The sequence below is a fragment of the Chryseolinea sp. T2 genome (genome assembly GCF_037203685.1).
In the GTDB taxonomy this organism is placed as follows: Bacteria; Bacteroidota; Bacteroidia; order Cytophagales; family Cyclobacteriaceae; genus Chryseolinea.
This window is the reverse complement of record NZ_JBBCAU010000005.1, coordinates 387,170-402,741: the sequence shown is the minus strand read 5'-3', so window position 1 is coordinate 402,741 and position 15,572 is coordinate 387,170. Positions and strand designations below refer to the sequence as shown.

The 15,572-nt window shown below is 47.9% G+C and carries 5 protein-coding genes; all 5 read right to left on the bottom strand.

What is annotated here, in order from left to right:
• Positions 1-64: 64 nt before the first annotated feature.
• The 5 genes from WBG78_RS18385 to WBG78_RS18365 all read right to left on the bottom strand — a co-directional run bounded on the left by WBG78_RS18385 (position 65) and on the right by WBG78_RS18365 (position 15,406).
• Positions 65-2,581 (bottom strand): phosphocholine-specific phospholipase C, encoded by a 2,517-nt coding sequence (locus tag WBG78_RS18385; protein WP_337327929.1) that lies wholly within the window; start codon positions 2,579-2,581, stop codon positions 65-67.
• Positions 2,582-2,674: 93 nt separating this feature from the next.
• On the bottom strand, positions 2,675-5,149 hold the full coding sequence (locus WBG78_RS18380; RefSeq protein ID WP_337327928.1) for an AsmA family protein: 2,475 nt from the start codon (positions 5,147-5,149) through the stop codon (positions 2,675-2,677).
• 276 nt (positions 5,150-5,425) lie between these two features.
• Positions 5,426-8,734 (bottom strand): OmpA family protein, encoded by a 3,309-nt coding sequence (locus tag WBG78_RS18375; protein WP_337327927.1) that lies wholly within the window; start codon positions 8,732-8,734, stop codon positions 5,426-5,428.
• Between the two features lie 16 nt (positions 8,735-8,750).
• Positions 8,751-9,674 (bottom strand): PorP/SprF family type IX secretion system membrane protein, encoded by a 924-nt coding sequence (locus WBG78_RS18370; protein WP_337327926.1) that lies wholly within the window; start codon positions 9,672-9,674, stop codon positions 8,751-8,753.
• A 20-nt stretch (positions 9,675-9,694) separates the two neighbouring features.
• Positions 9,695-15,406 (bottom strand): tandem-95 repeat protein, encoded by a 5,712-nt coding sequence (locus WBG78_RS18365; RefSeq protein WP_337327925.1) that lies wholly within the window; start codon positions 15,404-15,406, stop codon positions 9,695-9,697.
• Positions 15,407-15,572 lie beyond the last annotated feature (166 nt).

Here is a 15,572-nt window from a genome sequence, read left to right as displayed (position 1 = left end):
TGCTCGCTCTAACGTAGCAAACGTTAGAAGGTTGTGAAGAACGGTAAAAATGAGGTCGCTATGGTCATCCGGCCATGGCCGGATCCGTCTTTCCTGGCATTCCGTCTTCTACTTTACCACTGAATCGTTGGGAGAATTTCTCATGCCCGTCGACCGTCACGGTGCAATCATACCAGTGATGGCTGCTCGCAAGGCTTAATACCACCTCGCCTGTTTTACCGGGGCCGATATCCTGCTTCTGCTCTTGCTGGCCATAAGAGTGATCCCTGATCACAACTGATACCTTGCTCGCCTCGCTATTTGTTATTTGCAAAACCACGTTACCAGTTGGTTTCTTGTTTTTCAACTCATTCATGCAAGCAACGTTGATCTTTGGATCAGTCGCGTCGCCTGCAAATTGCCGGAAGAATCCATTTGGGCCGTACACCTGCAGTTCATAGCGCTGTCCTTCAAAGTTTGCAAGTGGCCACTGATCAATGAGTTTGTCACCTGGCGAGACGGCGTATTGCCAGTTCACGTTGCCAGTCTGGGCTGAGCCTTCGTCCTGATAAGGTGCCGGGGCATATACATGAAAGGGCGCTCCGGCAGAGTTGGCTCCGAACTGATTCTTTCCTGCCAGCAAAGAGATTTCAAAGGTCTTCCGGTCACGGGAAAGTGCGCCGGTTGCGTATAGCTCATACGGTAGCGGACAGGATGTGCGCGTCCCTTTTTCCTGCAGCGATAAAGATGACGTTTCATTGGCAGCAAGTCGCTTGAGCTCTTCTTCACCCAACGCACGATATCCACCCGGTACATTTTTGAACTGAGCACTGTGAATTCCTTCCACGAATTCATCGCGATCGAGTCGTATGGGTAACTTTACTTCCTCTCCCTGATAAGGCTGAAATGCTGATACCAGGTTGCCACACACTGTACGTCGCCAGTTGGTGATGTTAGTTTCCCGGATCGCCTTCTTCGATTTATGACTCGTAAAAATTTCGAGGAACTGAACTACCGAAGTATGATCAAATACCTGCGAGCATACGTTTCCCCCGCGGCTCCAGGGCGACGCAATTACCATAGGCACCCGATATCCGAGACCTATTGAACTTTCTCTGCTGTGTGCCTCGTCCTTTTTCTTCATGTCCTGCTGGCGCGTGACAAATTCTGTATCGCGCTCAATGTTTGACGACATCTTTCCTCCATGAGTGCGCAAAGGATTTACAGGCGTGAACGGTGGCACATGATCAAAGTACCCATCGTTCTCATCGTACGTCAGTATGAAGATGGTCTTTCTCCAAACTTCAGGATTCTTTGTGAGTATGTCCATAACTTCCGACACGTACCAGGCTCCATACCACGGAGCTCCCGGGTGATCGGAAAAGTTTTCAGGAGCTACCAGCCACGATACGGCCGGCAGACGATTGTTCTTAACATCGTCGCGAAATTGATGGAGCGTGTCACCAGCAGGAACCTGAACTTCCCGTGATGTACCGGCATCATCATACTGAATGCTTGCCAGTTTGTGATATTTAGGATCATTTCGATTTGTAGTAAACGCCTTCTCATGAATTGAACGATGGAGCGCTGAAAGCTTTTTGTAGTTCTCTTCTGTAAAATTCTTAAGGTCACTTTCAAGTGTCTGAAGCTCTTCGATGACAGATTGCAGTTTCTTCTTGTCGGAGTCGTTTGCCCCCGATGAATTTTGCTTTGACTCGAGCGCCTTCCTTTCTTCTGTAAGCCGGGCAATTTGTGCAGGCAGTGAATCGCGATAAGCCTTGTGAAACTTTACGTGATACTGCTCAAACCATTCAATCGGATTGTCTGTAAAGTTTGAAAGCCATGCGTCTTCTTCGCCTTCAAGGCCAACACCGACGCTCAATTCGTTCTGGTAAATCTTCCAAGAAACGCCGGCAGCTTCCAAACGCTCAGGAAAAGTTGTCCAGTGAGCAAGCTTGTCATAGTCAACATTTTCATTCCTTACGTTAGCGTAAGCATCTGAAGAGGGTTTCTCCCTTATGGTACCGCTCCAGAGATAAAGGCGATTTGGAGTTGTGCCCGTCAACGATGAGCAGAAGTGCTGATCACAAACAGTAAAGGCATCCGCAAGCGAATAATAGAATGGTATGTCCTCACGCGTATAGTGTCCCATGGTGAGGGGCATGTGACGATAGGCTTTGTTTCCTGATTTCTTAGCAATAAGCCATTGATCCATTCGTCCTTTGTTCAACGCATCAACCTGATCAGTCCATGAATGGGGGAGAGATCCCATCCAGGTTGCATTAGTATCTTTAATGTTAAGTCTGAACGGACCAAATGTTTCGTGGGCCTCGTTTGTTTGATACCACACGGGTAGTTGATTGGCTAGCCTCAATGCCCGTGGGTCGTTAAAACCCCTGACACCCTGAAGTGTACCATAGCAATGATCGAACGAACGGTTCTCCTGCATTAAGATCACCACGTGTTCGGCATCCAGAAAGGTTGTGCCAACGGCAGGGTTAATGGACAGCGCTTTGGCGATTGACGCCGGCAGTGCTGAGGTAAGGCCTGCTCCGGCGCCGAGCATAGCTGCCTTCTTCAAGAATTCTCTTCTGGTATCCATGGACGATGTTTGGCATAAAGCTCGCGAAATGAACCTTAAATTCCATGTAGCAAAATGATACGAACGTAAATTAAGTATTACGTTATCATGCCATCACACTGCATTGTCCTTCTTGTTCTTTTTGTTCTTGCGGAATTTTTTAAACGGATCATAAGAGATGGCCGTTTTCCCATCCTTGCCTGTCCTTACCCGAAGGAAAACACTTGGCCCAACGCGCGAGTCGGTACCGATGTTCTCAGGAGGAATGTCCTGATCCCGTTTCTTTAGATTACTGAGCGGAACCTGGACGGCGAGATCCGTACTGTCGCCAAGATCGTAAACGCCTTCTATAAACATGCTGATCACTGTCGATTCAACTTCCATGCGGGACACAACCATCTTCGTATTTTGCATCCCTACGCTGGACTTTATGTCGTTGAATGACACGTCTGAAAAGTCACGCCCCTTCATCAAAAAATTACTAAGACGTTGCATCGGTTCAAAATCAGTTAACCGCATTTTATAGATGCTGAAGTCCGCTTTTCCCTGAAGCATACTCATTTGCAAATCAAGTTTTTCATTAATTGCAGAGCTAAGATCTATATCAAGGGTTAACGTCCCATCAATGTTCTCCTGTGTGAATGTTTTCTGATTGAAGTTGTTAAATCCATTGAAGAAATCCTTAAGTGCGATGTCTTTCGCCTTTGCACGAATGGAAATCGGACTGATCTTCTTATCGACTTCCCGAATGTGCGTGTTCAGCGCGACGTGACCACCTCCAAAATTCATTGACAGATCCTTAAGTAGAAATTGATTATTGGCAAGCAACAGTTGTCCCTTTAGTTGTGATGCCTTAAAGTTTCTGTTGATGAACTGGCCAATATTGAAAGTGACATCAAGATCCAGTTGCTCGTTGAGACGATCCACGATGTCAACCATCTTTTCTTTTGACTTCTGAATTTTTGCCTTTGCCCGCTGTTTGCTGACAACAATCCGGGGCTTTGAGAAACCGGTTATATCAATTTTTGGAGAGACTATCGCCAGCTTCAATTTGGCATTTCCCTTGGGTTGAATGAAGAATGGAATGAAGTCGGAAATGTCGCCGGTAATCGAAAGATCATTACTATTGACCGTCAGGTTTAGTGCCTTGATGGCAAACACGTTTTCGGTAAAGTCAAATACTGCATTAACATTACTTACACGATAGTTCCTCTTCCGGTAGTTAAAAGCACCATCGGTTATCGTTGCCTGACCCGTTAGCTTTCCATGATATTCTGTAATGTTTTCGTCCATGTATTCGCTTAGTTTCCCCGAATAGGAAAAGGCAGAGCGGAAGTGGCCCTTTCTGAATTGCAGGGTAGTGGAGTCAAAATTCTCATTGAGGTTCCGTAGTGGCGTGTCAAACACTGCCTTTAAGTCAAGATGAGGATCTTTCATGTCAGTTAGAGTGACTGAAGCTTCTACTGGAATATTGTCAACGATGCCCTTGAACTTTTCGAAATGAAGGCGCGCGTTGTTCTCATCATTCGGAACATCTTTATTGATGTGATTATTGAAAGTACCATGAAGATCAACATGGTTCGCATTAAGCTTTCCGAACGAGACCTGGGTATTCCGGAGAGTGAACAGGACATCGACAGCTGGTTTGATGCCGGCCTGCATAACGCCCTTCACTTCCACATTGATTCTGATCGGTCCATTGATATTGAAGCGATTGATTTTGCTTGCCAGTGTGTCATGCACGATATGAAGAGCCTCCTGATGGTCGACGTTGTCTGAACTTATCGAGAGATCAAATTTCCGTTGTTCGCGAAGATTAAAATTCCCTTTCAAATCAACTGCAGCCTTGTCAAAAATGACCTTTGACGGATGAACTGTGATGTGGGAAAGTGTTGAGTCTATTTCAATATTTAATTCGGTGAGTGCATCGATGTCTCTTAAGAAGCTTCCCTTTTCTGCATTAAGCATCAGACCATGAAAGGTCAGGTTACCTCTGGTATGAAGTTGAGTCGATCCATTGGCAGAGCTGATATCGTTTTCCGTTCTTCTGAAATCAACACCCAGATGTTTCAACTTGAGGGAGTCGTGGAATACAAGCTTTATATTGTTGAGATTAATCTTATGCAGGTCGATAACTGCGGGTTCGCGCTGGCTTTCATAAGTTCTGTTCTTACGCGCCTTAAATACGTCGGTATTTGTGTAGCCTGCGCGGGTCCGGAATACGAAGATTTCACCATCCTCGATATCAACGGAACTTATGTCGATATCCTTGATGAAAAGCCTGTGAGACACAATGTTCAGATGCAGGCGTTTTGCTGTGAGGAAGGGTTTATGAAAATGTGCGTACTGGGGACCGTGAAGGTAGATGTCGTTCAGGGTAATGGACAGGTGAGGAAATGCGTGTAGCATGGTGACATGATAGTCACCGATCTTGACTTCGCCTTCAACTGTTTCCTGAAGTTTGGCGTTGATTTTCGCCAGAATCTCCTGTTTGTATACGTTAAGCATTATGACCCCAACTCCCAGCAGGGCAACGAGGCTCAATAGCGCATAGACGATCCATTTTGTCAGAACCTTGGCGACTTTCATGATCGAGAGAGGGATACTTCCCTTGAATATAGACAAACTAACCAGAAACCAACACCTGGAGGTGGTGCGTAACGGCGCCTCATTTTTGTGGAATGAAAGCTGCACACAACTCTCGCGGTATTGCGCACCCGGTCTAATGAAAGCTCAATCACGACGAATGCGACCATAACGTTCCAGGAATATTCCAGGCGTTATTAGCAGGCCTGCATTTTCGGTGCCAGTGAATCTAAGGGTGGGTAAGGCAGCTTGGTAAAGACCCAGCCAAGGCCCGGATCTTTAATGTACCAACGCGGCGAAGTCGTCCATTCTGATTTTGTCACCGTTTCTGTAGACCGAAATGGTGGCATCCGGGATACCTTTGGCGATAGCCTGACGACGCGCGTTATTGGCTTCGTCCAGGGTTTTAAAACCTGTGAGGTAATAGAATGTTGTTCCCTTCTTGGTTACAGACTCTACGATACCAATACCCGAAAGCTCCGGGAACTTCAGGTCATGTCGCTTCCTGTAAGCGCCTATGTTTACAGTAAAGGATACTCCGTCTACCGACTTGTTTCCATAGCCTTTAAGCAAGGCTTCAACGGCCTGCTCATTGTTTTGCTGCTGGACAGATTTAGGCACGGACGTGGTACGTGTATCAGGAGTCGAATTCAGATCAGGTGCTTCCCCTGAGCCGGCAAGCAGGAATTCAGCGCGGCGATTAAGTCGATGATCATCTTCAGTGCAGGTAGCTCCCATACAAGGAATAGCGGGACGGGATTCACCGTAAGCCTTGAGAATGATTCGGTCCTTGTCTATTCCCTGAGCGATAAGGTATTTGGCGACGGCATTCGACCGGCGACGCGACAGTCGCTCATTGTAACTGTCTTTTCCTCGGTCGTCCGCGTGCCCTGATACTGTTATCAGGAAGGAGGGCTGGTTATCCAGCACTTTCTTCACATCGCCCAGACGTGCGATATCTTCGTCGTCAAGGTTATGTTTGTCAAAGTCAAAATAGACTGTGCGCAATAACACGGGCTCCACACTCGTCAGCCCCTGACGGCCGAGGACCTTCTCCGGATCGGTTCTAAGTTCTTCAATAGTACCCTTTCCGAGACTCTTGTTGTTTGTGCCCTGTCTGACCGTTAGTTCACCATTCTTTTCCCTGATTTCATCAACCTTGTCATTGGATGAGATGAAAGCCTTTGATCGGCCATCTTCAGTATCAAGGAAAAGGAGTGAAGCAGGAATGTTGGCGGCAATCATCAACGGGGCAATCAGGTTAGCGTTGGATTTCTGTCCGCTCTTCTCTTTCATGATGATTGAGAATTTATGCGCATCTGTTTGGGTAGAAGGAATTTCAACTTTGGCAACAGCTGTCTCGAAATTGTCATGCTCTACCTTGATATCATAAGCACCGTCACGATCACCAAGGAACGTCAGCAATCCACGGCTGGCCTGTAGCTTGACTGTCTCGCCTGTCTTGCTGTTTGTTACAGTAGCCCTGAAGTTGTCAACAGCATCTCCTTTTCGGTTTATTACAAGTCCCATAGCCAATACGGTGTTTGGTTTGTCGCCAAGAACTGGTATTTGATGAATGACCGAGTCTTTTTGCTGGCTGATCTCCGCCATGCCTGAGTGCATTCCTGACAAGCCGTCTTTGGAAGCGATAACGACGTAAGCCTGTCCCTGGGTAAGCTGAAAATCGACAATGCCATCGTCTTTAGATACCAGTTCCTGATCGTCTTCCCCAAATGTAAGGATGCGGATAGTTGCATTGCCCACAGGTTGGTTGTCTTCGGCTTTATAGACACGAGCGGCCATAGGCAGCCTCGCGGGGATGTTATTCAGAATGATCGTGAATTCTTTTGTGCCCTGATCACTTTTTGCAATGTTGAGATCGTGACTCGCTTTGTGACCCAATGCGTGGACAGCTTCAATGTGATATTGGTGTCCCTTTTCGCCTCTGAAGGAAATGATTGTCTGCCCGCCTGGATGAGGGATCACCTGCCCGGTTGTCTGGTCGACAATATTAATTACCTCAGCGACCTGAGGCAGACCAAGTTCGTTCTTGATAAAGCCAATACACGCGAGTCGCGTAGTATCGCGGTAGGCGGGTATGCGATGCGTCTTGCTGGAGTCTGCAACATCTGCGACCATTCCAAGAAGGTCACCTTTAGCGCCAATGATAATATAGGACATGTCTTTAGGCACGTCGAATGTAAAATCGCCCTGCTGATCAGCAACAAGCGTCAGATCATCGCTTCCATTGGTCATGATCTGAATACTGGCACCTCCAAGTGGCTGAAGAGTTTCTCCGTCGTAGATATGGGCCAGCAATCTGATCCGGGGGTCAACTTTGTGATAAGTATAGATGTCATCATTCCCTTTTCTTGCCGACGCGAAATAGCCGTCCCGTTGTAACGAGTCTGTCAGCAGCGACAAGTCATCGGCAAATGAGTTGATTGGATATCCAAGGTTCGCAGGAGGAGCAAATCCGTTGGATGTCTGATCAGTTTTAAAGATGTCAAGGCCACCCAAACCACCGCGGCCGTTGGAAGCAAAGTATAGTGTATTACCGATGAAGTGGGGAAATACGTCGTCTTCCGGCGAATTCACCACAGGTCCAAGATTAAAAGGTACGCCCCACGTCCCATCTCTGCGTGTTACCCTGTAAACGTCCATTCCACCATAGCCGCCGGGCATGTCAGAAGCAAAGTAAAGAGTGTTGCCGTCCTCGGATATTGAAGGATGCGCATAGCTGTAACGTGGATCATTGAACGGAAGTGCCGTCACCTCCCAATCACCTTTTCTGGTATCAAGCTGGGCATCGTACAACCCTGGGTACATTTCGAAGACGTCTTCACGACCAGCGACAGGAGCGCGTTGGTTTCTGTTCAGAATCATCCTTTGGTAGTTGCTGTAGAAAGCAGCAGGGCCGTCGTGATGTTTTGTGTTCAGATCTTTCTCGAAGAGTTCGATGTCGGCAAAACCACTTTCTGTCTTCCGTGCCAGGTATTGATTGAGAAAATGTGAATTGTCCCAATGATACTTTTTTCTCATGGCACCTTCCTGCCGGGCGGAGGTAAACACGATTCCCGTTTTATACCGTATCGGACTGAATTCAGCAACGTCTGTATTGAAAGGAAGATACTGTACCTTGTACGATGCTGAATCAGCGTAGTAGCGATCCATATGCCGCAGATCGTCCAGTGCAATCTGGGCCATGAACATTTCCGGGTAAACGGTAGTTATATGGTCCAGTAACGAGTCGGCCCGCTCGTATTTTTGTTGCGAAATGAGTGACTCTGCGTAGAGATAATAGTCTTCATCTGTAAACTTTGCACGCTTTTGTGATGCCATTCTGAACCATTGCTCAGCGTCAAGCGGCTTGTTAACTTTGTCGTAGCACTTACCGAGTTGCAACATAAGATAGCCGGGGTTTCCTGCTTTCTTCAATGCCTTCTCGTAATAGTTTGCCGCGTGCTGATAATGATGGTGACGATACAACGAGTCGGCCAGGTCACGGTATGCATTACTGCTGTGTTGTCCGAGAGCAATTGTACCTGTTAAAAGCACAAACACGAAGAAGATAGCGATGTGTTTCATGATGAGCATTTCTCTATCAGAAGTATCGTGGTGAAAAGACGACGTTCTTATTGCGCTTGATACGGTAGTTCAATACAAACTCGTGGGTTCCTGACTGTGCGCTTGCCAGCGGAGTGATTGGATAGCCGTATGAATAGCCAATATTAAATTGGTTGTTGATCACAAATTCAAGCAGCCCGTCAACAGAGTCGTTCATACGATAGCTTACGCCAATCCAAACAACTTCAGAGAACAGTACATTGGCGTTAATGTCATATTGAAATGGACCGCCTTCTTCCCAGCGAAGCAGAACATTGGGTTTAAATTTCACATGAGCTCCAAGATCCATCACGTGGCCTGCTGACAAGTAGTAGTGACGGGTCTGACGGGCAGCATTGAGGTCGCCATGGTTCCACTTGTTATTGATGATTGTAGGCAACGAAAAGCCCACGTAAGTGCGTTTCGAATAGTAGTAGGCACCCACACCTAAGTTGGGCAGGAACCTGCTGTCATTTGTCATGTACGTGGGGTCTGGCTGATTGCCATTGGTAACAATGTTTGCATCGGTTCGATTTGCCTGATAGTAACTGATTCCCGCCTGGCCGCCCACCGAGATTCGCCCGTTCTTCGATACGGGAATGTGATAGGCATACGTTCCATAAAGCGTGTATTGATGTGTGACACCTGCCTGATCATGTTGCAACAGAGCTCCGGCCGCAGAACGGGAGAATTTAATCGGCGTATGAAATGAAGCCACCTGGGTCTGTGGGGCACCCTTGAGCTTGGTCCATTGGGAGCGGTAGGCCGCGGTTGTTGTCATATTACCATGACTGCCCGTGTAGGCAGGATTGATCACCAATCCATTGAACATGTACTGCGTAAAAAGAGTGGTCTGTTGCGCGTTTGCCGATATGGCAACCGTTGCACAGATTATCATTAGCAGTTTTCGAGAGGTTTTCATGTCTGACTCCTTTGCTTTAACTATCGGGTGATCATCACAAATCCACTGAGTACCTTGATTTCGCCGGTACCCACATCGAGCATGTAGTAGTACGTGCCCTGGTCAAGCAACTTGCCTGACTGCTGACCAACGTTTGCCCGGCCGTCCCACGGTGCGAGTGTGTTCTCGTAACCGGCTTTCTGATAAACCAATAATCCCCATCTGTCAAAAACTTTTACCGTGTTAGCAGGGAAGTTTTCAATGCTTAGAATATACCAGGTGTCGTTGGCGTTGTCGCTGTTGGGAGAGAAACCTTCAGAAACAGTAAGGGGATTGTAAACGTACTCTATGGTTACCGTTGCAGTAGCGGTAAGTCCTGCAGGATCTGATATTGTATAGGTAAATGTTACAACCCCTGACGTTGAACCTTGAGGATGGTAAATGACCTTGTTGTCTTCAATAGTAACAGAGCCCATATTGGGTTGTGTTATGGATTGAATCACAATGTCGCTGTGATCATTGTCTACATCGTAGTCATTTTCCAGTACATCGATAGGTAAATCCAGCAGAAACGGATGCTTTATTGGACCGTCGTTCATTGCAACCGGTTCACGATTCGGTGGCGTTATCGTAATTGAAACTGTTGCAGGCTGGCTAATGAGACCGTCAGGATCTGCAACTGTATAGGAGAACGTATCTTCACCCAGGTAGTCGGTATCAGGAACGTAGGTGGCAACACCGTCGGGCGAAACAGAAACCGTTCCGTGGGCGGGTGGTGTAGTGATCACAATTGTCCCGGGGTTGATATCATTGTCAACGTCCGTGTCATTATTGGTTAACGGAATGTCTACCGGTGTATTCTCGAGAGTTGTTCCGTCGTCGTTCGAAGCAACGGGCGCGTCGTTGACAGGAGTGACCGTAATGGCAACTGTCGCGGGAAGCGATTGCCCTCCGGCGATATCTTTAACGGTGTAGGTAAATGAATCAGATCCGAAGTAGTCCTTCGCGGGTGAATATTCGATGGTGCCATCAGCTTTGATGGTAACCGAACCATGTGCCGGAGATGTCGTAGTTACGGTCGTCGGATCCAAAGCGTTGTCGACATCCGTGTCGTTAGTCAGAACGTTGATTGATACCGGAGTGTCTTCAGGAGTGACAGCCGCGTCATTGACAGCAATAGGAACGTCGTTTACAGGCTTTACATTAATTGTGACAGTGGCAACATTTGAAACGGCACCCGCAGCATCTTTTAACGTGTAGTTAAAAGAATCAGGGCCAAAGTAATCAGGACTGGACGTGTAGATTACTTCATTGGGAGTGATTTGCAACGTGCCATGCTGAGGGGGCGTTGTAATTTGAACCATAGACGTAGACAGTACGTCGTCAACGTCCTTATCGTTTGCGAGTATGGGAAGAGGCGTAGGGATGTCCTCAGTGGCTTCTACCTGGTCATTCACGGCAATCGGCGGATCATTTACCGGAATCACATTGATGGTAACCAACACAGGGCTGGTCGTGTCAATTCCATCTGTAGCTGTATAGGTAAAGGTGTCTGTGCCGAAAAAGTCCTGATCCGGCATGTATTCGAAAGTACCATCGGGTTGAAACACCATCGTACCATGCTTTACATTTTCCACGACGGCTCCCGTGAGGGGATCGCCGTCTGCGTCATAGTCGTTGATCAACACGCAGTCACACGTTACAATCAGCTTGGTATCTTCGAGGGTCGAGAATACATCTGGACCAGCAACAGGAGCGTCCTGAACCGGGTTGATGGTTATCGTAACTGTGCCTGTACTGCAGGCGGAGGCGGAATAGTTGTCACAAACCTGGTAGGTGAACGTGTCGCTGCCGTTGTAATTGTGATTTGGTGTGTAGGTGAAAGTGCCATCTGCCTTGATAACGACCTGGCCATGCGCAGTGTTTTTCGTCTCTGGCGTTATGGCTAAAACGCCGCCCTCCGGATCACTGTCATTTACAAGAAGAGATGTGCCCTGCAATACGGCGTCTTCATCCACGCTTACAAGATCTGTCACTGCTGTTGGAGGAAGGTTGGTAACGGTCATAACGATGTCTTTCAATGCCTGGTAATTGCTTTTTCCTCCGGTGGCGGCCGTAAATCCCCAGAACACATTGCTTGGGTCATTGCCGAATACCTGGCTTGCGATGTCGTTGGTAACAACGAGTTTCTGAATTCCGTCAAAGTAAACTTTAAGCACCTTGGTCGGATTATCCCAGTTGATTCTTATATCATGCCATATACCATCCTCAATATTGACTGCATGATTGGTCGCATCGAGAACTGCGGGAACCGGCGCTCCCACATATTGCCATACATTGCCATTCGTGCTCACGGAAATGTGGTCATACCATGGATCGGTTTCGCCAGTACCTGAATTCATCCACGTATCTACTTCGACGTGGAATGAAGGCGTAATATTGCCGACGCCGAGATTTCCTCCGTATACTCCTCTCGCGTAAATTGGAAGATCAGGTACATCAAGAGGGGGAGGAGTGAAGTCACGCTGGAAGACGAACACCATGCCATCTGCGCCTGCAGTGTCTTTCACAACACCCTCGGCACTGAAAATGGCTTTCAGATTCAGATCAAATGAGTAGCGCAGATCCAGAGGATTTTTATTCCAGATCGCTCCCTGCTGATTGCCAAGATCCTGAGTCAGGATAAAGCTGTTAGAGGCAAGCTGGATAGAATTGTTACCCACAATATTCCAGTCTGCATTAACTGGATTGACCGTTATGCTGATTACCGCCTGAGCGCATCTTGGCGCCGGGGTGCCGTTGTCTGTACCGTTGTCACAAACTTCATATGTAAAGCTGTCGGGACCCGTATAGCTTCCGTCGGGGGTGTAGGTGAACGTACCCGAAGGATTCAACACAACTGTTCCGTGTGCAGGTGCCACAACAGGAGTAGTTGTAAGAATGCGAACATCTCCCTCTACATCACTGGTGCGCACACTGGCACTTAGAGGGGCCACCGAACTTGTGCTATAGGTGTCACCATTAGCAACCGGAGTGTCGTTAACCGACTGTACGGTGATTGTAAACGTTTTTGTATCGCTGGAATTTACGTGAGGTAGTGTAGACAGACCGTTGTCTGTCAGCCTTACTGTAACCGTAGCCGTACCGAACAGGTTGCTCTTAGGTTTGAAAGACAGCGTCCCCGATGCATTGATTGTGGGTTGGTTTTGAAACAGTCCCGGATTATCTGTCGTGATGTTAAATGTTAATGTTTGTGGAGTGAAGGGATCGCCATCACTTATGCTGGTAGCCCATGATGCAAGTGTTTGTGTTGCGGCGTCTTCAAGAACAACGACATCAGGTCCGGCGACAAACGAAGGCGCGTCATTAATCAAACTTACGTTGATATTATAGGTGACCACACCGGATAATACTCCGCTGTTATCCTTCATCGTGAATTTAACGACGTCGGCAGGCGTTACAGGACTGCCGGCTCCTGAGCTGAATTCCGGATCGGGAGTGTAGGTTATGATTCCGGTAGAATTGTCGACAGTAGCTGTACCGTGAGCGGGCACCGCCGTGATAACGATGCTCGACAAATCTATCGCCGAGTTAACGGCAGGATCATATCCCTGCACTGCGATATTGAAAGATGTCTCCTCCACTGTCGTCACCGTTTCTTTAGTGGAAACCACGACGTTACGCATTAAAGTGTTGCTGTTTAACGCGCCGTCGTTGACTGTTATGGATAACGTTCGCGTCAGGGGCGACGGCATTGCCGTATTTGAATTAAAGTATTTAATGGAGCGGAGCATTGTCTCGTAATCGGTGCGTATCCGAACACCTGTGAACGTAGCTATGCCCGTTGCTGCATCATACGATGCGGTGATACCTGTGACCGATCCAAATGAAAGGACGTCTTCTCCGGCTACGAAATTTTTGGTAATGGCCACCTGTGCCGATGCAATGCTGGGGCCGTCCAGGTCAGTTATAGTAATGCCAGACGGAACGGTCTGCGCAGTTCCTCCTTCAGTAAACGCTACATCGGTCGATGGCATGCCGGCCAATACAGGAGCATCGTTCACCGGAACGATGGTAAGGCCCCTGACTGCATTAGCACTGTTTCCTGCACCGTCATTAACAGTGAAAGTGACGTTTCGTGTACCCGCCGCAGGATTTAGTGTATTGGTATTATAATAAGTAACAGATCTGAGGGCAGTGATATAATCGGAAATTGGGGCAACGCCTGTCAATGTTAAAGTTCCTGATGCGTATGTGGACGTGATCGTTCCGAAGTCGGTGAACGCCAGGCGATCGCTGGCATTGGCGCTTGATATTACCACCTTTGCAGAGGCCAATGTCGTGTTATCAACGTCTGCGATGCTAATCAGATCAGTTATGGTGACTGGCAGCTGTTCTTCAGTATAACTGATTGCTGCCGCCTCAAGACCACTTAAGACTGGCACATCATTAACAGCGGTAAAAGGAATGTTTGTCGTGACTGCAGCACTTTGCACTCCGCTTGCGTCTGTTGCGAGAAATGTCACCGTGCGGGTAAGATTGGATGGATCGTTGTTGTTGGTATTCCTGTACTTGACATTTCGCAGAGCATTCTGATAGTTGGCAGCAGTCGTGACACCCGAAAGAGTTAGCGTATTGGTAACGGCGTCATAGCTGTTCACAATTGGCCCGTACGTGCCGTTCAATGAGAGCACGTCGTCGGGTGCGGGGTTTCCTGTTATCTGTACCGTTGCGCTGGCGATGCTTTCATCAGTGATTGCAAGTGCACTGCTGATTGTCGTGGCAGCATTGCCTTCTGAATAGGGTAGGATAGCTGCTGCAACTGCTGATATAACCGGCGCATCGTTGACTTGAGTTAAAGTAATTTGTCGCGTTGGACCATTGCTCTGAACCGTACCATCGTGCACCCGAAAAGTTATAGTCCTGGTTGCGGTGGGCGGATTGAGTGTGTTCGAATTTCGGAAAGTCACTGATCGTAGCACAGTCTGGTACTCAGCGAGCGTAGCAGAACCAGTTAACGTTAGTGTTGCTCCGGCAAATGAACTGGTTATTCCAAAGGCGTCTGTCGTGGCAAGGATATCGCCGGCGCTGAAATTCGCAGATATCGATACCGTTGCGCTGGCGAGGGTTGGGTTATCAACATCGTTCACGGACAGGCTACTGGTAACGTTGGTTGCAGGATCATCTTCTGTATAGGCAACAGGCGTTCCTTCAATGCCTGAAAGGACGGGTGCATCGTTCAGCGTTATTGTTCTTGTTATGGTATTGCTCGACGTCGTACCATCATTAACGGTACCGCTAAACGTCCTCGAGCCATTTAAGGGACTCGAGCTATTTGCATACCTCACAGTCTGAAGCACTGTTTTGTAATTCGTGTTTGAAGCAACGCCGGTAAGCGTCAGGATTCCCGTAGCATTATCATAAGAACCTGTAATGCCACCCGATGGTGTAAAAGTGAGAATGTCACCAACGACAAAACCTGTCGAGATTTGAACTGTGGCGCTGGCGATAGAGTTGTCCAGATCGTTCACCGTGATAGTCGGAATAATCACGAGCGAAGGAGTGCCCTCGGGGTAGGCAGCTGGCCCAGACCCGAGAACCAGGTTTGGGACGTCTGCCATACCGGCAAGGGTGAACAGATAGCCAACACTGAATAATAATGTCTTTAAGCCTATGCGGCTTCTTTTCGTCTTTCCATTGCTTCGAAGTCTTCCAGAATCGATGCAATGTAACCGGGGTGCAAAGAGGATCATGGTCACTAACTAGTTGCCTCTGGATGGCAAGTGTTATACCATCCAATCTTCATAAAAGAAAGGATGCCCTTTTGTACTTATTTCGAGCGATAAAGGCAATCCAGGCACATGATCTTGCGCCTCTCCATTTCCCTAAATGGGATTTTCTGTCCTCCAACTTTCCTGA